Source organism: Caballeronia arationis (assembly GCF_001544975.2).
Classification (GTDB): domain Bacteria; phylum Pseudomonadota; class Gammaproteobacteria; order Burkholderiales; family Burkholderiaceae; genus Caballeronia; species Caballeronia arationis.
On sequence record NZ_FCOG02000002.1, the window covers coordinates 176,445 to 198,752 of the forward strand.

At 64.3% G+C, this 22,308-nt stretch carries 21 protein-coding genes; 8 read left to right on the plus strand and 13 right to left on the minus strand.

Features of this window, described 5'->3' with window-relative positions; translation table 11 throughout:
* Positions 1-55: 55 nt before the first annotated feature.
* The 5 genes from AWB81_RS01980 to AWB81_RS02000 form a co-directional block, all read right to left on the minus strand.
* The gene (locus AWB81_RS01980; protein ID WP_062632215.1) at positions 56-973 is read right to left on the minus strand and encodes a LysR family transcriptional regulator; all 918 of its coding nucleotides are present in this window, start codon (positions 971-973) and stop codon (positions 56-58) included.
* Positions 974-1,022: 49 nt separating this feature from the next.
* On the minus strand, positions 1,023-1,724 hold the full coding sequence (locus AWB81_RS01985; protein ID WP_062632216.1) for an EthD family reductase: 702 nt from the start codon (positions 1,722-1,724) through the stop codon (positions 1,023-1,025).
* Positions 1,725-1,726: 2 nt separating this feature from the next.
* Complete coding sequence (gene hpaC, locus AWB81_RS01990) at positions 1,727-2,230, minus strand: 4-hydroxyphenylacetate 3-monooxygenase, reductase component (RefSeq protein WP_062632217.1); 504 nt, start codon at positions 2,228-2,230, stop codon at positions 1,727-1,729.
* 19 nt (positions 2,231-2,249) lie between these two features.
* The gene (locus tag AWB81_RS01995; protein WP_235025698.1) at positions 2,250-3,407 is read right to left on the minus strand and encodes an acyl-CoA dehydrogenase family protein; all 1,158 of its coding nucleotides are present in this window, start codon (positions 3,405-3,407) and stop codon (positions 2,250-2,252) included.
* Positions 3,408-3,505: 98 nt separating this feature from the next.
* Positions 3,506-4,828 (minus strand): MFS transporter, encoded by a 1,323-nt coding sequence (locus tag AWB81_RS02000; protein WP_087134767.1) that lies wholly within the window; start codon positions 4,826-4,828, stop codon positions 3,506-3,508.
* Between the two features lie 379 nt (positions 4,829-5,207).
* Between AWB81_RS02000 and AWB81_RS02005 the strand changes: the two genes are divergently transcribed.
* The 8 genes from AWB81_RS02005 to AWB81_RS02040 all read left to right on the plus strand — a co-directional run bounded on the left by AWB81_RS02005 (position 5,208) and on the right by AWB81_RS02040 (position 11,606).
* Positions 5,208-6,410: a porin gene (locus tag AWB81_RS02005; protein ID WP_062632220.1), complete on the plus strand. Its 1,203-nt coding sequence runs from the start codon at positions 5,208-5,210 to the stop codon at positions 6,408-6,410.
* A 216-nt stretch (positions 6,411-6,626) separates the two neighbouring features.
* Positions 6,627-7,784: a muconate/chloromuconate family cycloisomerase gene (locus AWB81_RS02010; RefSeq protein ID WP_062632273.1), complete on the plus strand. Its 1,158-nt coding sequence runs from the start codon at positions 6,627-6,629 to the stop codon at positions 7,782-7,784.
* A 42-nt stretch (positions 7,785-7,826) separates the two neighbouring features.
* Positions 7,827-8,735, plus strand: a complete 909-nt coding sequence (gene catA, locus AWB81_RS02015) for a catechol 1,2-dioxygenase (RefSeq protein ID WP_062632221.1) — start codon at positions 7,827-7,829, stop codon at positions 8,733-8,735.
* 61 nt (positions 8,736-8,796) lie between these two features.
* Positions 8,797-9,087: a muconolactone Delta-isomerase gene (gene catC, locus AWB81_RS02020; protein ID WP_062632222.1), complete on the plus strand. Its 291-nt coding sequence runs from the start codon at positions 8,797-8,799 to the stop codon at positions 9,085-9,087.
* A gap of 164 nt (positions 9,088-9,251) precedes the next feature.
* Positions 9,252-9,455 (plus strand): hypothetical protein, encoded by a 204-nt coding sequence (locus AWB81_RS02025; protein ID WP_062632223.1) that lies wholly within the window; start codon positions 9,252-9,254, stop codon positions 9,453-9,455.
* 258 nt (positions 9,456-9,713) lie between these two features.
* The gene (locus tag AWB81_RS02030) at positions 9,714-10,640 is read left to right on the plus strand and encodes an urea transporter (RefSeq protein ID WP_062632224.1); all 927 of its coding nucleotides are present in this window, start codon (positions 9,714-9,716) and stop codon (positions 10,638-10,640) included.
* Entirely contained in the window at positions 10,618-11,394 is a 777-nt protein-coding gene (locus AWB81_RS02035; protein WP_062632225.1) for a class II aldolase/adducin family protein, read from the plus strand. The genes AWB81_RS02030 and AWB81_RS02035 overlap by 23 nt, the downstream gene beginning before the upstream one ends.
* A 26-nt stretch (positions 11,395-11,420) precedes the next feature.
* On the plus strand, positions 11,421-11,606 hold the full coding sequence (locus AWB81_RS02040) for a 4-oxalocrotonate tautomerase (protein WP_062632226.1): 186 nt from the start codon (positions 11,421-11,423) through the stop codon (positions 11,604-11,606).
* A 15-nt stretch (positions 11,607-11,621) separates the two neighbouring features.
* On the opposite strand, the gene AWB81_RS02045 is transcribed toward AWB81_RS02040, so the two are convergent.
* From AWB81_RS02045 to AWB81_RS02080, 8 genes are all read right to left on the minus strand, one after another.
* Positions 11,622-12,986, minus strand: a complete 1,365-nt coding sequence (locus tag AWB81_RS02045; RefSeq protein WP_062632227.1) for a nucleobase:cation symporter-2 family protein — start codon at positions 12,984-12,986, stop codon at positions 11,622-11,624.
* 101 nt (positions 12,987-13,087) lie between these two features.
* A complete protein-coding gene (locus tag AWB81_RS02050; RefSeq protein WP_062632228.1) occupies positions 13,088-14,203 on the minus strand; it encodes a Fic family protein in 1,116 nt (371 codons plus the stop codon).
* Positions 14,204-14,294: 91 nt separating this feature from the next.
* Positions 14,295-16,466: a malate synthase G gene (locus AWB81_RS02055; protein WP_062632229.1), complete on the minus strand. Its 2,172-nt coding sequence runs from the start codon at positions 16,464-16,466 to the stop codon at positions 14,295-14,297.
* 196 nt (positions 16,467-16,662) lie between these two features.
* A complete protein-coding gene (gene msrC, locus AWB81_RS02060) occupies positions 16,663-17,154 on the minus strand; it encodes a free L-methionine (R)-S-oxide reductase MsrC (RefSeq protein ID WP_062632274.1) in 492 nt (163 codons plus the stop codon).
* Between the two features lie 182 nt (positions 17,155-17,336).
* The gene (locus AWB81_RS02065) at positions 17,337-19,568 is read right to left on the minus strand and encodes a xanthine dehydrogenase family protein molybdopterin-binding subunit (RefSeq protein WP_062632230.1); all 2,232 of its coding nucleotides are present in this window, start codon (positions 19,566-19,568) and stop codon (positions 17,337-17,339) included.
* Between the two features lie 12 nt (positions 19,569-19,580).
* Positions 19,581-20,585, minus strand: a complete 1,005-nt coding sequence (locus AWB81_RS02070; RefSeq protein WP_062632231.1) for an FAD binding domain-containing protein — start codon at positions 20,583-20,585, stop codon at positions 19,581-19,583.
* Between the two features lie 11 nt (positions 20,586-20,596).
* Positions 20,597-21,223 carry a (2Fe-2S)-binding protein gene (locus tag AWB81_RS02075; protein WP_087134742.1) on the minus strand — a complete coding sequence of 209 codons (627 nt, stop codon included), beginning with the start codon at positions 21,221-21,223 and terminating at the stop codon, positions 20,597-20,599.
* 244 nt (positions 21,224-21,467) lie between these two features.
* Positions 21,468-22,295 carry an alpha/beta fold hydrolase gene (locus AWB81_RS02080; RefSeq protein WP_062632232.1) on the minus strand — a complete coding sequence of 276 codons (828 nt, stop codon included), beginning with the start codon at positions 22,293-22,295 and terminating at the stop codon, positions 21,468-21,470.
* Between the last annotated feature and the right edge of the window lie 13 nt (positions 22,296-22,308).

Genomic DNA, 22,308 nt, shown 5'->3' on the forward strand with positions numbered 1-22,308 from the left:
TATCGGCGTCAAATTGGCCGAAAAGACCTTCGGGTATCAGTGCGGCAAATGGGCGCTAGGCGGGCTGATCAAACATCGCGTGAATGGTTTCGCGCAGCCAGGTGATGCCGGCGTCCGATGCGAATTGCGTATGCGAGTGCACCTGAATTTCGATCGGCGGCAGCGCGAACGGCAGCGGCAGGATGCGAAACGCCTTGCCGCGATTGAAGCGCCGCGCGATGCTCTTCGGGAAGATCACGGCGAGATCGGTATTCATCACAATCTCCGGGGCGACGACGAAATGCGGCAAGCGTAGTACGACATCGCGCTTGAGGTTCAACTCGTCGAGCCACTGTTCGACCATTCGATGACCGGTTGCATTGGTGCTCGCATAGACATATCGCAACGCGGAAAGGTCTTCGCGGCTCGGCTTTGCCTTGCGCAGCGGATGACCCGCGCGCACCACGCACACGTGCTCATCGACGAAGAGCGTCTGGCTCACGCAGCCCGCATCGAGACCGGGAACGTAGCCGAGCGCGAGATCGATTTCGCCGGCGCGCATGGAGGCGCTCACCGATTCGACGGGAATATTGACAACGTCGATGCGAATACCGCGCGCTTCACGATCGAGCAGCGCGATGAGCGGCGGGAGGAAGTAGAACTCCGACATGTCCGACATCGACACGCGGAAGACGCGCTGCGCGGTCGCGGGATCGAACTTCGCGAGTTGCTGCATTGCTTCGTTGATGATGGCGATGGCTTGCGCGAGCGGCGGATAGAGACGAAACGCGGCATCGGTCGGCACCATGCCGTTCGGCGTGCGCACGAACAACGGGTCTTCGAAGAGATTGCGCAAACGGCGAAGCGCGTGGCTCACCGCGGGCTGAGTGAGACCCAGACGATCCCCGGCGGCGGTGAGGCTGCGCAAGTCCCAGATGGCGAGGAACACGCGCAGCAGGTTCAGATCGGCGATGCCGGGATTCGACTTGTTCATGCGCGTCTCTCGCGAACGTGGGGCATATCGCGTCATGCGCGACGGCCGGTCAGTGTGTCGCGAGATTAACGTAAGTGCTGCGCATTGCAAAATGCGGAGTCGCGCCGCTGTAGGGCGGCAGCGCCTGGAAGTCGCGCCGCATCGCGTCCCGCACGGGGGAGGCGAGTGCATCGGCGAGTGCGCTGAAGTCGTCGAAAACGACCTTGTTGCGCTGCATGGCTCGTGCCGGCTCGAACGGCAGGCAGTTCGCGCAGTCGATGTGCGTGTAAATTTCCAGTTCGCGCAACGCGGGCAATTGCAGCATCAGCGGCGGATGATGCCGCAGATAATGCGCGAGCCACGCATTGAAGTCGTCGGCGGGGCCTTCATAGGCGACGAGATAAGTGCACCGTTTCGCGTGCTCGCGCATCGGAGCGGCGTGCGGCGGCGCGAGCGTGCGCACGGCCATGATCTGCTGCGTGAAGAATGAAGTGCTCAGTGCCGTGTGCGCCGCGGAGTGCAACGCGCGATGAATCGCGCCATCGGCTTCGAGTGCGGCTTCGAGCGGTGCGAGTTCTTCGAAGTACCACTGCAGCACGCACGACGGCGCATCCTGCTTCTGCGTGATACGTGGATCGACCTCGCCGGCGACCGGTTCATGCACGATCAGCCGGCTCAGGCCGTCGATTCGAGCCGCGTTCTCCTGCAATGCAAAGATATCGAGCGAGCCTGCGGTATCGCGCTCGCTGAACAGAAAGAGACACGCTTGCATGATCAGGCGGCCTCGCGTGCGAGCTGATGAAACTGTCTGCCGAAGTAGACGAGTCCATCGCCGTCATCGCGTGTGGCGATGCTTTCGATCTGCACGAAAATCACCGAGTGCGATCCGACCGTCTTGCTGTCGATGATTTTGCCTTCGAGGTTTGCAATTGCATCGTCGAGGACCGGCGCGCCGAGCGGGCCGCGTTGCCACTCACATCGGTCGAACCTCTCGTCCATCGAGCATCCGGTCATGCCGGCGAACACGCGCGCCAGTTCCTGAGCGCGCGCGCCGAGTACGTTAATGCAGACACGCCCGTTGCCTTGCAGTACATCGTGAACATAGCTCGATTGATTGATGCACACGAGCATGATCGGCGGTGTGTCGGTCACCGAGCAGACCGCGCTCGCCGTGATGCCGCAGCGGCCGTGCGAACCGTCCGTCGTGATCACATTGACGGCCGCCCCGAGAGAGGCCATTGCGTTTCGAAACTGCGTGCGTGTGTCGTCGTGGTTCATGGCTGTTGCTCCTGGTCGATCAGGGATAGGGCGTCACCGGCGCAATGCCGACGAACAGCGCGCCCGAAGCGTCGTACGTGCCTTCGCCGAGAAACGCATGCTGCGTGACGACGATCGAGTCACGCACGAGCCGTTGCATGCGGCTCTCGCGATAGATGGCGCCGATGCCCGCCATCTTGTACGCCTGCATGACGACCTCGGCGCAGGTGTGCGCGGCGTGCGTCGCGGAGAGGCGAAGCAGATTGGCTTCGTCGGGCGTGACGGGATCGCCATTCAGCACCGTGCGCCATGAGGTTTCCGCGGAATCGAAGAAGAAAGCCCGCGCGCTGCGCAGGTTCGCTTCGGCTTGCGCGAGGCCGGTGCGATAGTAGGCGCGGTCGGCGAGCCGCGGTGCGCCCGTCGTGGTCGTGGTCACGCCGGACATGCCGGCAAGCAGGTCGAGCGCCGCACGCGCAAGGCCGATGTTCACCGCCGCATGCACCTGCGCCTGATAGGCGACGGCGGGATAGCGATAAAGCGGCTCATCGATCAACGGCACACCGCCCCGGATGAAGGTCCATTGCGCGTCGACGAACTTGTTCGCGAGGCGCAGATCGTGGCTGCCCGTGCCTTGCATGCCGACCACGTTCCAGTTGTCGACGATCTCCACTTCGCTTGCGGGAAAGACCGCGGTGAAAGGCTTGCCCGCATTTGAACCATCAGCGTTGCCCGGCGCCCCGCCGATGCCCACGCCGATCCAGTCCGCGCCTTTGCAGCCGCTAGCAAAGCGCCATTGTCCGGAGACCAGAAATCCGCCAGGCGCGCGTTCGGCTTTTTGCAGCGGATACAGGCCGCCTGAGAAGACCTGATCCGGCCCGGACGCATAGATGCGCGCCTGGGTTTCGACGGGCAGCGAGGCGAGATACGTGTTCGCGGAACCGAATGCGGCGACCCATGCGGCCGAGCCATCGGCGATCGCGATACGTTCGAGCATTTCCAGAAAGCGCGGCGGCGGCAGGGCATCGCCACCAAAGCGCTTCGGCGTGCTCGCGCGAAAAATCCCCGCCCGCTTCATCTTCGCGACCATGTCACGCGGCACGTGCGAGAGCCGATCGAATTCGTCGCGGCGACGCTCGACTTCGACGACGAGTTCGTCCAGAGAGAGCGGGCCCGCGTACTCGGGATAGTCGTCCTGCATATCGATGATTCGTGCGTTGGCGGCGCAAGCGCCGGCGCTTGCGGTATGAATGGCGTGCATGCGCGATACCTCTTGTTGGTGAATGGGAGTGGGCGATGTCATTTGGAAGCCTGGCGATCCGCGATACGCATCGATTTCGGATACGTCTCGCGGGCGAGCAGCGTGGCGACGACGGTGATCAAGCCGAGCGCGCCCAGATAAAGCGCAACCGGCACGGCACTGCGATAGTGCGCGAGCAGCGCGGTGGCGATCATCGGCGAGAGGCCGCCGCCGAGCACCGATGAAATCTCCCGCCCGACGCCGAGTCCCGAGAAGCGCAGATGCACCGGCAGCATCTCGCTGATGAAGGCAGGTTGCGCGCCTTCGAGAATGCCGAGCGTGATGCTGTTGGCGAGCACGAGCGCGGCGACGATCTTCCAGTATTCGCCGGAGCCGATAAGGGCGAAGTAAGGCCATGCGACGAGCACCATCGCTATTGCGCCGGCCAGGTAGACGGGCTTGCGTCCTACCTTGTCCGTCAGGTAACCGAAGAACAAGGAGACCGGGATCATCAGCAGCATCGAGAGCGTGAGCCCACTGAGTATCCAGTTCGATTTGATGCCGAGAAACTGGCCGTATGCGATAGAGAACGCGAAGAAGAGGTACGACGCGCCGCCTTCGCCGAAACGAAGACCAAAGATGGTCGCGACTTCACGGGGGCATTGCCGCAACACTTCGATAACGGGCATGCGGCTTTCATGGCGCGTCGCCTTCACTTCAGCGAATGCGGTGCTTTCGCCCACCGAACGGCGCATCCACAATCCGAGCGCGACCAGTGCGACGCTGCAAAGGAACGGAACGCGCCAGCCCCAGCTCAGGAAGTCAACGGACGATAGATTTTGAACCAGCAGGAACGCGCCTGTCGACAGCACGAAGCCGAGCGCTGCGCCGCACGGGCTCCAGGCCGCGAGCGCGCCGCGTCTCGACCGAGGCGCATTTTCATGAATCAGCAGGATGCTGCCGCTCCATTCGCCGCCCGCGGCAAGTCCCTGAAGGATGCGCAGCAACACCAGCAGGACGGGCGCTGCGATCCCGATCTGGTGATACGTGGGCAGCACGCCCATCAGCGCGGTGGCAGTGCCCATCGTGAGAAGCGTGAGCATCATGACGACCTTGCGGCCGTAACGATCGCCGATATGCCCGCACAGAACGCCACCGATAGGCCGGGCGATAAACCCTACGGTGAACCCGCCGAACGCGGCGATGGTCCCGGTCAGTGGATCGCTGCCGACAGGAAAGAACAGCTTGCCGAATACGAGCGCAGCGGCGGTTCCGTAGAGAAAAAAGTCGTACCACTCGAGTATTTGTCCGAGCACGGCGGTGGTGACCGCGCGACGTACGTTGCTCGCGGAACGAACGGTTCGTTGTGATGCGAGCGGCATGCTCAGATCGGAATTCACGGCGTCAGGATTCATGGAAGTGGGAAGCTCGAAAGTTGGATTCCCGCTTCCGATGAGCCGGAAGGAGCGGGGCGAATCACATCGACATGACATGGGTCGAACGATATGAGCCACGCCAAGGCCGGTCAAATTCGAGCCAAAAATGCCCGATATGAATGCCGTGAATGGAGCGTGCGTGCTAAGCCTGCATGAGCGCGTGCATGGGACGTCGCATCAGCGGCGCTTATCGACGCACACGCTTTTGGCTGATTTGCAGCGTGGAATATGGGATCGCAGACTTCGACGCCAACAGATTCCATCCCCGCAATGGCCTTTCATTGCGTCAATTCATCGAAAGACTCGTTAGAAGGAAGTTGCACGTATGAGACTCACCTTGAGCGCATCGCTAGCGCTGTTGGCAGTGGCAGGCACGGCCCAGGCACAGAGCGCGGTAACGATGTATGGCATCGTCGACGACGGTTTCAACTGGACCTCCAATTCCGGCGGCCACAATCTCTACAACATGTCGAGCGGTGTCCTCCAGGCGAGCCGCTGGGGTTTGCGCGGCAATGAGGATCTCGGGAGCGGGCTTGCGGCGGTGTTCGTGCTAGAGAACGGTTTCGACCTCAACAACGGCTCGCTTGCGCAAAAGAATCGCGGAAGCACGCAAGGCCTGATGTTCGGCCGTCAGGCCTACGTGGGTCTGGCGAGCGCGTACGGCTCGGTGTTGCTCGGCCGGCAATACGATTCGGTGGTCGACTACGTCGGTCCGTTCGAATCGGGCACTCAGTGGGCCGGCTATATCGGCGCGCATCCGGGTGACCTGGACAACCTCAACAACGCGTATCGCGTGAACAACGCCATCAAGTATGCGAGCAAGCCATATAACGGATTCAGGTTCGGTGGCGTGTACAGCCTCGGCGGCGTGGCGGGCGAAGCTTCGCGCAACCAACTGTGGTCGCTGGGCGCGGCTTATGCGAACGGACCGCTCACGCTCGGCGTCGGTTATCTGAACGCGCGCAATCCGAACGTCGGCTTCTTTGGTGACAACGGCGCGAGCACAGCGGCCACGGCCAGCGCGAACTTCATTTCGTCGCCGGTGTATAGCGGCTATGCATCGGCGCGCACTTACCAGGTGATGGCGGCGGGTGCGGCTTATGTGTTCGGCGCAGCGACGGTCGGCGCGACATATTCCAACGTGCAGTTCAAGAACCTCGGCGAAACCGTCGCTTCGGGCCCGAACCCGCGTGGCTATAGCGGCAATGCGAATTTCAACAACGCGGAAATCAACTTCAAGTATCAGCTCACGCCGGCGTTGCTACTCGGAGCGGCATTCGACTACACGAAGGGTGGCGACGTGGATTCGTCCACCGGCGTCAATCCGGGCGCGAAGTATTACCAGGGTGCGATCGGCGCGGATTATTACCTGTCCAAACGCACCGACGTTTATCTGATCGGTGTTTATCAAAAGGCGTCTGGAACCGATTCGACTGGCGCAACGGCGGTGGCGGCCATCAACAACCTCACGCCATCGACGAGCGATCGTCAGAGCACAGTGCGCGTGGGCATCCGGCACAAGTTCTGAAGCAGGCGAGAACGGTGCAAGGCTGTATTCCGCGCGTGTTTGCGCGGAGAGCAGCCTTGCCGGTCGCATGCGTCGATCAATGCGATGGATGACGACGGCCATATATGATTGATTTGACCGATAAGACAGCGTCCATTAATTTTGTCGAAACGCAGGGACGCACGGTGTAGCAAGCACTTGAGCGTCCCGCATCAACGAACCCCGGAGACGCATCTCGTGCATGCCCCACACGTCTCGATCGAAGCGATCGAAACCATTCTCGTCGATGTTCCGACCATCCGCCCGCATCGCCTGTCCGTGGCGACGATGAACTGCCAGACGCTCGTGCTCGTGCTCGTGCGTTGCGCGGATGGCATCGTCGGCGTCGGCGAAGGCACGACGATCGGCGGACTCGCCTATGGCGAGGAAAGCCCGGAGAGCATCAAGGTCAACATCGATACGTATTTCGCGCCCTTGCTCAAGGGCATGGACGCCACGCGTCCCGGCGCGGCGATGTCGAGGTTGCGCGATCTCTTCCAGGGCAACCGTTTCGCCAAATGCGCGGTGGAGACCGCGCTTTTCGACGCGCAGGCGCAGCGCATGAACGTGCCGCTCTCGGAACTCTTCGGCGGTCGCGTGCGCGATTCGGTCGATGTTGCATGGACGCTCGCGAGCGGCGATACGAAGCGTGATATCGAGGAAGCCGAGCAGATGCTGGAGATGAAGCGTCATCGCGTGTTCAAGCTGAAGATCGGCGCGCGTGCGCTGGCGGCGGATGTCGCGCATGTCATCGCCATCAGGCACGCGCTCAGCGATCGCGGCGAAGTGCGCGTCGACGTGAACCAGGCATGGAGCGAATGCGACACCGTCTGGGCCGCGAAGCGCTTCGCCGATGCAGGCGTCGGCCTGATCGAGCAGCCGATCGATGCAACGAATCACGCGGGCCTGAAGCGTCTCACTGAACTGGCGCTCGTGCCCGTCATGGCCGATGAAGCGCTGCACGGTCCCGCCGATGCCTTCTCGCTGGCGAGCGCGCGCGCTGCGAATGTATTCGCTGTGAAGATCGCGCAGTCCGGCGGGCTGGCCGGCGCGGCGAGCGTCGCGGCCATCGCGCGCGCGGCAAACATCGATCTCTATGGCGGCACGATGCTCGAAGGCGCGATCGGCACCATCGCTTCGGCGCAACTCTTCAGCACGTTCGATGAGCTCAAGTGGGGAACCGAACTGTTCGGCCCGCTGTTGTTGACCGAAGAGATCCTGACCGAACCGCTTCGCTACGAGAACTTTGCATTGCATCTGCCGCAAGGCCCGGGTCTGGGCGTCACGCTCGACTGGGAACGCATCGGGCGCTTGCGGCGCGATACGAAGCGCGGCGCGACCGTCGCAATGAATTGAGTCGTCTTACCCCCACATACACAGATTCACGGAGACACGGACATGAACAAGCAAACCATCGACGCGCTGCTGCAAAAGATCAACGACAGCGCGACGAGCGAAGGCAACGCCCGCACGAAAACCATCGTCAATCGCATTGTGCGCGATCTGTTTCATACGATCGAAGATCTCGACGTCACGCCGAGCGAGTTCTGGACCGCGCTGAATTATCTCGGCGAAACGGGACAGAGCGGCGAGTTCGGTCTGATCGCGGCGGGCCTGGGCTTCGAGCATTTTCTCGATGCGCGTCTCGACGAAAAGGAAGCGAAGGCCGGTCTCGAAGGCGGCACGCCCCGAACGATCGAAGGGCCGCTCTATGTGGCGGGCGCACCCGAATCAGTGGGTCACGCGCGCCTTGACAATGGCACCGATCCCGGCGAAACGCTCGTGATGCGTGGCCGTGTGCTGAGCGATGACGGCAAGCCGCTCGCGAATGCGCTGGTCGAGGTGTGGCACGCAAACCATCTCGGCAATTACTCGCACTTCGACAAGTCGCAGTCCGCGTTCAATCTGCGTCGCTCGATCCGCACCGACGCCGACGGCAAGTACGCTTTCACGAGCGTGGTGCCGGTGGGCTATAGCGTGCCGCCGGGCGGCAAGACGCAACAACTTCTGGATCTGCTGGGCCGTCATGGTCATCGGCCGGCGCATATCCACTTCTTCGTGTCGGCGCCGGGTTATCGCAAGCTGACGACCCAGATCAACATCGATGGCGACCCGTATCTGTGGGACGACTTCGCGTTCGCGACGCGTGAAGGGCTCGTGCCCGAAGTGAAGAAGGCAGAAGGTGCGGAGGGCAAGCCCTACGGCGTGCAGGGCAACTTTGCGCTGATCGACTTCGACTTCACGCTCGTCAGCGAACGCAGCGACGTGCCGACGACCGAAGTGGAACGGCCGCGCGCCGCGGCCTGACCGCTACCGACCAACCAGCCTCCGCTTCGACTGCGGAGGCTTTCACATTCAAGGATTACCGATGCTGTTTCATGTCGAGATGACGGTCATTCTGCCGCCGGAAATGGACGCCGCGCGGGCGGCGGCGTTGAAGGAAGAGGAGAAGGCCATGTCGCAGCAGTTGCAGCGCGAGGGCGTGTGGCGGCATTTGTGGCGTATTGCGGGGCGATATGCGAACGTCAGCCTTTTCGATGTCGAAAGTCCGGCGCATCTTCACGATGTCTTGAGCCGTTTGCCGCTCTTTCCGTACATGACGATGGAAGTGACGGCCCTTTGCCGTCATGGCTCCTCGATTCGGGAGAGCGACCAGTAGCGATTCTTCGTCCAGACCGATACAAGCCGCTGGTCTGGGGCGACGCAGACTCATCAACGCCGGCCCAACACTTACCCGATGCATTGGCGTTGTGCTGACTGATTTTATCCTAGGGGAAAACCCTTATCTCTGTTACAATTGCGGCGGAAATCAGGAAAACCGCCATGCCACACCGATATTTCATCCTCGAACGAATCGCTTTCGTGCTGTTCACGCTGTCCGCAGTCGTCGACGCCACCTACATCAGCTACGAGAAAAGTCCCAATTTCCGGGACAATCTCCAGGAAATCGTCCGCATCAGCAAGGACGTGTCCCGGCTGTACCCGGCGGCTGCCGTCGACCCGTGGATGCCGCTCGCGATCAGCTGAACCGGAACGCGCTTCACCTTTCGGTGCGCGCCACTCCGGCACGCCCGCGCGCCGTTTCGGCCTGACGTTCGCTTCATCCCCGCTTCATCCCATCCGGGCACGGTCGCCCCGGCGCCGCTTCGTCCCTTCATCTGATAGCCGGTATTCACGTCGCCATCGCCTGACTGGTGCGCGCTGGCTTATCCTTGCGGCTCGACTTCAGTGTCCTCACAGGCTGTCAGCCTGGCGAGCGGCGCTCTCCGCTCGGGTGCGCATCGCATGTCCGCAATTCTCCTTGCCGGTTCCGATACCAGCGAATCGCTGCGCGGCTTCGCGCGCAGTATCGGCCAGATCGTCCTGCAACGGCACGCCGCGACGGGTGCGCTGCTCGTGGCGGCCGTCTGTTCGTTCAGTCCACGTCTCGCCTGCGCGCTGCTGATCGGCGCGCTGACGGGCAATGTGATCGCCTACATCGTCGAGGACGCCGGTTCGCCCGCGATGCGCGAGGACCTCTACGGCTTCAACGGCGCGCTCGCGGCGCTCGCGGCCTTTGGATTCATCCGCGACGATTCGCAGGCGGGCGCTGTCGCCATCGTCTCGGCGATGCTCGCCACTGGCCTGTCGTTCCGGCTCGGCCGCGCGTTGGAGCACTGGCCGCTGCCGGCGTATTCGAGTCCGGCCGTGCTCGTGACGTGGTGCTGGCTGCCGCTTTTCGCCGATGCGCCATCGGGCGCGGCTGCGGCTGCCACGGTCTCAACGGCCGCGCCGGCCTCCTGGGCGTCCGCCATCGTGGCGGGCTTCTCGCCGATCGTCTTCACCACGGGTTTCGTCGCCGGCGCGCTGATCCTCGTCGGGCTCGTCGCGGCGCAACCGGCACGGCCGGTCAGCGCGGCGTGGGCGCTCACGGGCAGCACGCTCGGCGTCGCGCTCCACGCGCTCGCCGGAACGCCCGCCGCGGTCGTACTGAGCGGGGGCTGCGGCTTCAATGCGACACTTACGGCACTCGCCACATCAAAATTCGGCGTGAAAGGCGTGCTAGGCGGCGGCGTCGTGTGCGTGCTCGTCGAGCGCGTGGCTGCGGCGCTTGGAATTCCCGCGCTGACCGCGCCTTTTGTTCTCGCATCGTGGGCCGTGCAGGCGTTCGTCCAGCGCCTGGAGACGCCCGCCAACAATGGAGATTCGCATGTCGTTCACCCACCAGCCTGAGCGCCGTATCGCGGCCACCGGCGCCATGTCCGACGAAGAACGCGCGGTGCGCATCGATCTTGCCGCCGCGTATCGCCTGGTCGCGTTGAACGGCTGGGACGATGTCGTCTACACCCACATTTCCGCGAGCGTCCCCGGCGAGGCGGGCCGTTTTCTGATCAACCCGTTCGGTCTCGCGTTCGACGAGGTCTCTGCATCGAACCTCGTGAAGATCGACATCGACGGCAACGTGATCGGCGATAGCGAGCATCCCGTCAACGCGACCGGCTTCGCGCTGCACGGCGCGGTGCACCGCGCGCGCGAAGACGCGATGTGCGTGATGCATCTGCACGTCGCGCAGGCGATCGCGGTGTCGGCGCAACCGGCGGGTCTCTTGCCCGCTTCGCAGCACGCGATGCGCTTTCACGGCCATCTCGCGTATCACGATTACGAAGGCCTTGCGTTCACGCCGGACGAAGGCGGGCGGCTCGTCGCGAGTCTCGCGGACAAGCGCGCGATGCTCCTGCGCAATCACGGGCCGCTGACGCTCGGCAGGACGATCGCCGAGGCTTATGTGCTGATGGACATGCTCATCAAGGCATGCGACATTCAATTGCGCGCGCTTGCGGGCCAGACGCGGCTGGAAGTGCCTGCGGACGCGGTTGTCGAGCGCACGGCGCGCCAGCTTCACGATAACGACGCCATCGAAGGCGGCCTCGAATGGCCGGCACTGCTGCGCAAGCTCGATCGCATCGATCCTTCTTATCGCGACTGATTTCTCAACCCTCAACGACTGACATCATGCCGACTTTCAACATCCAGCTTTTCGAAGGCAGAACGCTCGAAGAAAAACGCAAGTTCGTCGAAGCGATCACGCGCACGACCTGCGAAACGCTCGGCTGCACGCCGGGTTCGGTGGACATCATCCTGACCGACGTGAAGCGCGAGAACTGGGCGACGGCGGGCAAGCTCTGGTCCGACGAGTAAGCGCAGCAAGCCGCTTCATTCGTCGCGCTGTCCGGTTCGCAGGCTCATCGGCAACTCTTCGGCGAGTTGCCGCTCGACTTCCTCGGCCGTCTCGCCGCGATTGAAGAACGCGTTCAGGCCGATCGAGAAGATCGCCGCGAGCGTGATGCCGCTGTGCGTGACGGGCCCCGCCCACGGCGGCATCTGATGGAAGAAGGTCGGCGCGACGAGCGGTATCGTGCCGACGCCGAGACTGATCGCCACGATCAGCAGGTTATTCTTGTTCTCGTAGTTCACCTTGCTGAGTATCTTCACGCCCGTCGCAGCGACCATCCCGAACATCGCGATTCCCGCGCCGCCGAGCACCACGACGGGAATCGACGCGATGAAATTCGACAGCTTCGGCAGAAGGCCGAGCAGCATCAGCAAAACGCCCGACACGACCACGACCCAGCGGCTTCGCACGCCCGTGATGCCGACGAGCCCGATGTTCTGCGAAAACGACGAGTGCGGAAACGTGTTGAAGATGCCGCCGATCAGCGTGCCGAGGCCGTCGGTGCGCAGGCCGCGCGAGGCGTCGTCCCGCGTGACCGGGCGGCGCGCGAGATCGCCGAGCGCGAGGAACATGCCGAGCGACTCGACCATGATCACCACCATCACGAGGCACAGCGAGGCGATCGCGGCGACGTCGAAGGTCGGCATGCCGAATGCGAACGGGCGCACCGGCGCGAACCACGCGGCGCGGCCGACGCCTGAGAAATCGACGAGACCGAGCGGCAGCGCGATCAGAAAGCCGATCACCATGCCGAGCAGCACGGAGATGTTCGCGAGAAAGCCCTTGAGGTACTTGTTGATGAGGAGGATGGCGAGCAGCACGACGGCGGCGATCATGAGGTTGTGCAGATCGCCGAAAGTGGGCGAGCCGCGCCCGCCGCCCGCCCAGTTGATCGCGACCGGAAACAGCGTGACGCCGATCGTCAGGATGATCGTGCCGGTAACGATCGGCGGAAAGAAGCGCATCAGCCGTCCGAAGAACGGCGCGATCAGGATCGCGAAGACGCCTGCCGCCATCGTCGCGCCGAAGATGCCGGTCAGGCCCGCGCCGGAATTCGCCATCGCCACCATCGGCCCGACGGGCGCGAAGCTCACGCCCATGATGACCGGCAGCCGGATGCCGAACTTCCAGATGCCGATGCACTGGATCAACGTGACGACGCCGCACGCGAAGAGATCGGAGCTGATGAGAAACGCGATCTGATCCTTCGGCAGCTTGAGCGCCGCGCCGATGATGAGCGGCACGGCAATCGCGCCCGCATACATGACGAGCACGTGCTGGATGCCGACCGCGAGCATTTGTCCGAAAGGCAGGACTTCGTCAACGGGATGCGTCGATGCAACCATGTTCCACTCCGTGCATTGGGCCGTCAGGGTGGAGCGAGTATTACATCGATGCGCGCCGGAAAAATATTGGGCGGCTGATGTGCGGGATCAGGTGTCCGGCATCAGCCGGCGAGTTCGTACGCAGTGCTGCGTCCGCCGCCGTGCGCCCGGCGCAGCACGCCGAGCGCGATCAGGTCGTTGATGTCGCGCAGCGCGGTATCGGGCGAACACTTCGCGATGGCGGCCCACTTGCTGCTGGTGAGCTTGCCGTCGAAACCGTCGAGCAGGCGGTCGAGCAGTTTCGTTTGCCGCTCGTTCAGCGGCGTGCCCGCTAGCCGCTGCCAGAAGCGCGTCTTCGCGAGCACGTTGTCCAGCACGCCGTGCGCGGTCTCCAGCGCACGCCGCAGGTTTTCGAGGAACCACGCGAGCCACGCCGTGACATCGAGCGATCCTTTTTGCGTGCGTTCGAGGATCTCGTAGTACTCGCGCCGTTCGCGCTGGATCTGTGCTGAAAGGCTATAGAAACGTTGCGGGCTCTGGTCGGCGCGCGCGAGCAGCAGGTCGCCGATCGCACGGGCGATGCGGCCGTTGCCGTCGTCGAAAGGGTGGAGCGTCACGAACCACAGATGCGCGAGGCCCGCTTTGATGACCGGATGATCGTCGTGATTTTCGTTGACCCACGCGATGAAGTGCGCCATTTCGGCGTCGAGCGCGCTGGCGGGCGGCGCCTCGAAATGGACACGCTGACGGCCGAGCGGCCCCGAGACGACCTGCATCGGGCCGTTCGCGTCGTCGCGAAAGCCGGCGACGCGAATCCGCGAAAGCCCGCTGTAGCCGGTAGGGAAGAGCGCCGCGTGCCAGCCCCAGAGACGTTGTTCGGTGAGCGTGTCTTCGCAGCGCAAGGTGGCGTCGAGCACCATCTCGACGACGCCTTCCACGTGCCGGTCCGCCGCGGCGAGCGCGCCGATGTCGACGCCCAGTCGCCGCGCGATCGACGATCGCACCGAGGCGGGGTTGAGCCTTTCGCCTTCGATTTCGCTTGTCCGGAGCACGTCTTCGGTCAGCGCGAGCAGGCTTGCTTGATCGCGCAGCGCAAAACCGACGTCCGCGAGCCGTCCGAGCAGCAAACCCTGCGCGCGCGCGACGTCCGCGAGCGCTGCGGTGAGCGTCGCGAGGTTGTAGTGCCAGTCCGGCCAGTCGCGCGACTGCCAGATATAAAGACAATCTCCGCTTTCCATGCGGAGATTGTGCGACGTATTCGTTGCAAAGACAAGCCTATTCGCCGCATTTCATGCGGCGAATAGGCGGTTCAAACTCCGCAAGCGCGGCTCAGACCTTCTTCGCCATCAGCCGGAACTTGTGCAGCAGCGGCTCGGTGTAGCCGCTCGGCTGCGTGCGTCCTTCGAACACGAGCGCGCACGCCGCCATGAACGCGAGCGACGAGTCGAACGCGGGCGCCATCGGCTTGTAGTACGGATCGGAGGCGTTCTGCTCGTCGACGACCACGGCCATGCGTTCGAGCGTCTTCCTCACCATCTCCTCGTCGACGACACCGTGACGCAGCCAGTTCGCAATGTGCTGGCTGGAAATGCGCAGCGTCGCGCGGTCTTCCATCAGGCCGACGTTGTGGATGTCCGGGACCTTCGAGCAGCCGACGCCCTGGTCGACCCAGCGCACCACGTACCCGAGAATGCCCTGCGCGTTGTTCTCGATTTCGCTCTTGCGCTCGTCGTCGCTCCACTCGGCTTTCGCTACAACCGGAATCGTGAGCAGCTTGTCGAGCAGTTCGTCGCGCACGGAGTTGTAGTCGATGCTCTCCATCTCCTGCTGGACCGACTGCACGTCGACCTGGTGATAATGCAGCGCGTGCAGCGTCGCCGCTGTGGGCGAGGGCACCCACGCGGTGTTCGCGCCGGCCTTCGGATGCGCGATCTTCTGTTCGAGCATCGCGTGCATCAGGTCGGGCATCGCCCACATGCCCTTGCCGATCTGCGCGCGGCCGCGCAGCGACGTGTCCAGCCCGACGAGCACGTTGTTGCGCTCATAAGCCGCGATCCACGCCGACGACTTCATGTCGCCCTTGCGCATCATCGGGCCGGCTTCCATCGACGAATGCATCTCGTCGCCGGTGCGATCGAGGAAGCCCGTGTTGATGAACGCCACCCGCGCCGATGCCGCCGCGATACACGCCTTGAGGTTCACGCTGGTGCGGCGCTCCTCGTCCATGATGCCCATCTTGAGCGTATGGCGCGGCAGTTTCAGCAGGTCTTCGACGCGCGTGAAGAGTTCGTCCGAGAACGCCACTTCGGCGGGACCGTGCATCTTCGGCTTCACGATGTAGATCGAGCCCGTGCGCGAATTGAGCTTGCGCTGCAGGTCGTGCAGGGCGCCGAGCGTGGTCATCACCGCATCGAGGATGCCTTCGGGAATCTCGTTGCCATCGCGATCGCGCACGGCGGGATTCGTCATCAGATGGCCGACATTGCGGATGAAGAGCAGCGAGCGTCCATGCAGCTTCAGCGTGCCGCCATCGGGCGTCGTGTATTCGCGGTCCGCGTTCAGCTTGCGCGTGAAGGTCTTGCCGCCCTTCGACACTTCTTCCGCGAGATCGCCCTTCATCAGGCCGAGCCAGTTGCGGTAGAGCAGGACCTTGTCGTTCGCATCGACCGCGGCAACCGAGTCCTCGCAGTCGATGATCGTGCTCACCGCCGCTTCCATCAGGATGTCCTTCACGTGCGCCGCATCGGTCTTGCCGATGGAATCGTTCGCGTCGATCTGGATCTCGAAATGCAGGTCGTTGTGCTTGAGCAGCACCGCCGACGGCGCGCTCGCGTCGCCCTGGAAGCCTGCGAGCTGCTCGGGATTCGAGAGCCCCGTGGGGCCGTCCTTCAGCGTGACGACCAGCTGGCCGTGCTCGACGCTGTAGCGCGTCGCATCGGCATGCGAGCCGTCCGCGAGCGGCGCGGAGTCGTCGAGGAACGCCCGCGCGTGGGCAATCACCTTCGCGCCGCGTTTCGGGTTGAACTGCGCGGTCTTCCCGGCGCCGTCGGTATCGGGGATCGCATCGGTGCCGTAGAGCGCGTCGTAGAGGCTGCCCCAGCGCGCGTTCGCCGCGTTGAGCGCGTAGCGCAGGTTCGAGAGCGGCACGACGAGCTGCGGGCCGGCCTGCTCGGCAATTTCGCGATCGACATTCGACGTGGTCGCGATCACCGTGGCCGGCGCGGGCACGATATAGCCGATGCTTTCCAGAAACTTGCGATACGCGCGCACGTCCTTGACCGGGCCGGGATTCGCGCGATGCCAGTTGTCGAGTTCGGTCTGAAGACGGTCGCGCTCGGCGAGCAGCGCGCGATTCTTCGGCGCGAGATCGTGCACGAGCGCGTCGAATCCTTTCCAGAACGCGGCGCTGTCGATGCCCGTGCCGGGCAACGCTTCTTCTTCGACGAACTGCTTCAGGTTTGCTGCAACTTGCAGTCCTTCCTGCTTGATGACTTCACTCATGGGGGCTCCCTGGGCTTGGCTGATGGTATGTCTGTTCTTTTTTGCGTCTGGGTACGGCGGGCTGGACGCGTGACCTTATGTTATAGCTTCTTCGGCGAGTTCGATCCAGTGGCGTGGCAAGGCGTGCCGCATCGCGGTGCATCGCGCGCGTTCGGCGTGCGAGCTGGCGGGCAAACGACGGGCTACGCGCGCGGATTCAGCCTTCGATGGACTCGACGAAGAGACGCGCGACCGCTTCGAGTCCCTTGCGATCCTCGTCGTCGAAACGGGCGAGCTTCGGGCTGTCGATGTCGAGCACGCCGACCAGTTCGCCCGCTTTCGTCTGCAGCGGGACCACGATTTCGGATCGTGAGGCGGCATCGCACGCGATGTGATCCGGGAACGCGTGGACGTCGGGGACGAGCTGCGTTTCGCGTGTTTGCGCCGCGCGTCCGCATACGCCGCGCCCGAGCGCGATGCGCACGCAGGCGGGCTTGCCCTGGAACGGCCCGACGACGAGTTCGCCGTCGGTCATGAAGTAGAAGCCGGCCCAGTTGAGGTCCGGCATCGAGTGATAGAGAAGGGCGGAGAGATTCGCGGCGTTGGCGATGCGATTCGATTCGCCCGCGAAGAGCGCGCGTGCCTGCATCGCGAGTTCCTCGTAGAACGCGGGCTTCGGCAGCGTGGCGGAAATGGTGCCTTCGAACATGAATTGGGTCCGTCGCTTGGTCGGTTCCGCGCGTTGCGTCGAATCGGGCTCGGTCGCAATGCGCGGGAACCGGTCATGATACGTCGATGGCCACCCCGTTGCACGCGAACGGCCATCGGTCGCGTCACAGGCGCAAAAAAAGGCGAGCCTCGGCGGCTCGCCCTCGAACGAAGCAGGCGCTTTCAACCCGCGCCGAGCAGATCCTCGATCATCACCGGCAGCTTGCGCACGCGCACGCCGGTCGCGTGATGCACGGCGCCCGTGATTGCCGACGCAATTCCCGCAAGCCCGATCTCCGCGATGCCGCGCGCCCCGAGTTCGTTGAACACCGGATCGGGGTGATCGAGAAAGGTGACGTCGAGCGCCGGTGTATCGGCGTTCGACGCGATGATGTAATCGGCGAGGTTGTTGTTGATCGGCGCACCGTTGCGCGGGTCGTAGCTCGTGTGTTCGAAGAGCGCCATGCCGACGCCCATCACCACCGCGCCTTCGATCTGGTTGCGCCCCGCATGCGGATTCAGGATGCGTCCCGCATCGATGACGGTCACGACGCGGCTCACGCGCAACTGCGCGATCTCCGGCTGCCACGTCACTTCGGCGAAGTGCGCGCCGTAGGAATAGATCGAATATTTCTTCTTGAGCGGATCGTCGAAACCGCCTTTCGCGCTGCCAGTTCCCGACGCCGCATGCATCTGCGCGGACTTGAGGATCTCGCCGAACGGCACGCCGCTTGACGCCGCCTCGCCCTTGCGGTGCACACGGCCCTCGCTGAACGCGAGTTCTTGCGGCTTCGCGCCGGAAAAAGGCGAGCCTTCGAGCGACGTCGCACGCGCGAGCACCGCCTTGACCGCCGCGCGCGCCGCGTCCGACACCGCCGGAATGACCGACGCCGTCGCTGCAGAGCCGCCCGAAATCGGGCCGAGCGGCAGCGCCGTGTCGCCGAGGCCGACTTCGATCCTGTCGAGCGCGATGCCGGTCTGCGCCGCGACGAGCTGCGCGAGGATCGTGTAGGTGCCGGTGCCGATGTCCTGCGTGCCGCAGACGACGCGCGCCGTGCCGTCCGCTCTCAGGTCGACGGTGGCGTCGGCGGAAAAGCGGATGCCCGGCCAGCTGCATGCGCCGACGCCCCAGCCGAGCGTCAGCCCGTCGCGCTTCATCGAGCCGATTTCGGGCATGCGTTTCGCCCAGCCGAACTTGTCCGCGCCGGTGCGCAGGCACTCAACCAGATTGCGCGACGAGAACGGCAGGCCGGTGCTTTCGTCGACCTTCGGTTCGTTCATGATGCGGAACTCGACCGGGTCGATGTTCAGCTTGAACGCGAGTTCGTCCATCGACGATTCCAGCGCGAAGAGGCCCGGCACGGCGCCCGGTCCGCGCATCGCGGTGGGCGAGCCGACATTGCGTTTCGCCGTGCCCGACGTGACGCGCAGGTTCGGCGTGCTGTAGAGCACCGGCGTGGCTTCGCCGCAGCTTTCCGAATAGTCGTCCAGCAGCGCGCGATGGTTGAGGTAGTCGTGACGGACCGAGGTGAGCATGCCGTTCGCATCGGCGGAAAGGCGCATGCGCTGCTGCGTGACCGGCCGGTGCCCGACATTCTGGAACATCATCTTGCGGTTCAGCACGAGCTTCACGGGCTGGTTCGTGTGGCGCGCGGCCGCCGCGGCGACCAGCGAATGCGGCCACATCCACAGCTTGCCGCCGAAACCCGAGCCGAGGTAGCGCGAGATCACGCGCACTTTTTCCTTCGGCAGGCCGAGCATCTGCATCAGCGTGCCCTGATGGTTCGAGATTGCCTGCGTGGTTTCGTAGAACGTGTAGCCTTCGCCGTCCCATTGCACGACCGTCGCGTGCAGCTCAATCGGATTGTGCGTTTCGACCGGCGTCACATAGGTTTCGTCGATGGTGACGGAGGCGCCGTCGAAGGCCTTCGCCGCGTCGCCGCGTTCGCTTTCGACTTTCGGTTCGCTGTCCGGTTCGAGGTGGTCGCTCACGTCATGCTGCGTGACGTCATAGCCGACTTTCACGGCGACGGCCGCCGCGGTCGCGGCCTCGAACGTCTCGGCGACGACAAGCGCGACGTACTGGCCGTAATAGCGGATTACGTCGTCGTCGAACGGCGGGCGTGCTTCGTCGACGAAGCCCGTGTCCATCGAATTGCCGGCGATGCGAAAGAACTTGCCGATGTTGCCGCGATGCAGGATCGCGCGCACGCCGGGCATGCGTTCGGCGGCGGCGAATTCGAGCGACGTGATGCGGCCGCTCGCGATGGTGCTGCATACCGGCACGGCGTGCAGCAATCCGGGAAACACGACATCCGACGTGTAGGTGGCGCGGCCGCTCACTTTCAGCGGCCCGTCGATGCGCCGTTGCGGCTGTCCGATGACGGACAGCGGGGATGCGATCGTAGTGGACATGTGAAGGTTTCCTCAGGCGGGCGCGGTGGCGAGCTTCAGCGCATGCACGAGGCAGCGCTTCGCGAGTTCGACCTTGAAGCCGTTCTGGCTCTGCGGCTTCGCGCCGGCGAGGGCGGCGTCGGCGGCGCGGGCGAAAGCGTCGGCGTCGGGCGCGGTGGAGGCGAGCGCGGCTTCCGCTTCGCGCGAGCGCCACGGCTTCGTACCGACGCCGCCGAGCGCGACGCGCACATGATCCAGCTTGCCGTTCACGACGCTCGCCACCACAGCCGCCGATGCCAGCGCGAACTCATACGAAGCGCGATCGCGCAGCTTCAGATACACCGACCGGCTGCCCGACACGGGCGGCGGCAACGTCACGTGAGTGATCAGGTCGCCGGGTTCGAGCACGGTTTCGCGCTCGGGCGTGTCGCCGGGCAGCAGGAAGAAGTCGTCGATGGCCACCGCGCGTTCGCCGCGCGTGCCCTGGATGTGAACGGTCGCGTCAAGTGCCATCAGCGCGACGTTCATGTCCGACGGATTGCTCGCGATGCACTCGTCGCTCACGCCGAGAATCGCCTGAGTGCGGTTGAAGCCGTCGATTGCCGAGCAGCCGGAGCCGTGATCGCGCTTGTTGCAGGGCATCGTCGTATCGCGGAAATATACGCAGCGCGTGCGTTGCAGCAGGTTGCCGCCAGTGGTCGCCATGTTGCGCAGTTGCGCCGACGCGCCCGCGAGCAGCGCCTGCGACAGCACTGCGTAACGTTCGCGAATCAGCGGATGCTGCGCGAGGTCCGCGTTGCGCACCGTTGCGCCGATCTTCACGCCGCCGTCGGCCGTCGCTTCGACCTTGTCGAGCGGCAGGCGCGTGATGTCGATCACGCGTCTCGGGCGTTCGACGTTGAGCTTCATCAGGTCGAGCAGCGTCGTGCCGCCCGCCAGGAAGCGCACGTCGGCGCCCTGCTGCGCGGTACGCGAGGACGCGCCCGCGGCAATCGCGTCGCGCACATCGCTCGCGCGGGAAAGCTGGAAGAGTTCCATGTCGGCGCTCCTCAGGCTTTGCCGCGCACGGCCTGAATCGCCATGACGATGTTCTGGTACGCGCCGCAGCGGCACAGGTTGCCGCTCATCGCTTCGCGCACGTCGGCATCCGAGGGGCCGACGGGTTCGTCGAGCAGCGCAACCGCCGACATCAGCTGCCCGGACGTACAGTAGCCGCACTGGTAGCCGTCGCATTCGACAAACGACGCCTGCATCGGATGCAGGTTTTCCGGGCTGCCGATGCCTTCGATCGTCGTGATCTGGTCGCCTTCGTGATTGGCCGCGAGGCACAGGCACGAATTCACGCGGCGGCCGTTCACGTGCACCGTGCACGCGCCGCACTGGCCGTGATCGCAGCCCTTTTTCGTGCCGGTCAGGTGCAGATGGTCGCGTAGCGCGTCGAGGAGCGTCGTGCGTGGATCGAGCGACATCGAATAATTCTTGCCGTTGACGGTTAGTTCGACGGGCGTCGTCGGTGCCGAAGCCGGCGCGACGGGCGGCGCGAGCACTTCGGCGGCGTGGCTGCCGTTGATTCCTTCGGCTCCTTCGGGTGCGGCTGACTCGCGCGCCTTCGTGTCGGGTGCGGGCGGCGTGCGGGATTTGCTGGCGTTGCTGGTTTGGGGGACGTGCTGTTGCATTGTGCGATTCTCCTGGCAGGACGAGGCTTGGAGAGAAATGCAGCCGCTTTGCAGCGATTGCAGCGCGCGGGGGCGCCGAAAGCATGCCGGCAGACCGGCTCCGGGTGCGCAAGCCGTGGGCGATACGGGGACGCCGACATCGAACTACTCAGCCAGTATAGGCACTACCCGTGACGTTCGCAGAACCGGCCGACCGCGCTTGCGCGAGCGCTCGGCGCGCACGTTCCATGCCCGGTCGGCCGGCTCACAGGCCGCGCAGGAACGCGACGATCTCGTCGTTCACGCGCTCCGGCATCTGACGATGCGGAGAATGACCGCAGCCTGGCAGTTTCGCCAGTTTTGCCTGCACAACCCGCTGCGCAATCATGTCGATCTGCGCCATCGACGCGTATTCGTCCCCCTCGCCCTGGATCGCGAGCAGCGGACACATGATGGACGCCAGTTCATCCGTGATGTCCCAAGCACGAAACGCCGGGTCGAGCCAGATTTCGTTCCAGCCGAAGAACGCCGAATCGACGTCCTCGTGATAGCGCGCGAGCTTCTCGCGCAAACCGGACGATTGATAGGCGTGTCGCGTGGCGCCGATTGCTTCGATCGACATCGGTTCCACCGTCACGTGCGGCGCGAGCACGACCACGCCCGCAAGCGCGTCCGGAAACGCCGCCGCGTACAGCAGCGCGATCGAGCCGCCGTCGCTGTGCCCGATCAGCCACATGCGACGCCGCTCGGCTGCGTCGACGCCAAGCGTGTCGAGCAAGGCGGGCAGCACGTCGTCGGCCTGGCGGTGCATGAAATCGACCGACCACTTCACGTCGGCCGCGCGCGGGGTCGAGCGTCCGTAGCCGGGGCGCGAATAGACGATGCCGCGCAAGCCGAGCGCATCGCAGAGCGACTGCGGCCAGTCGCGCCACATCGCGATCGAGCCGAGCCCTTCGTGCAGGAACACGGCGATGGGCGCATCCGCGCGCCCGGCATTGAGCCCGCGATATTCGACGCGCAACCCGTCGCGCGTTGCAGTGGCGGGCAAGTCGGCGAAGGAGGCGGCGCTCGTGGTGTCGGCGGGGCGATTCATGGACGATGAAGTT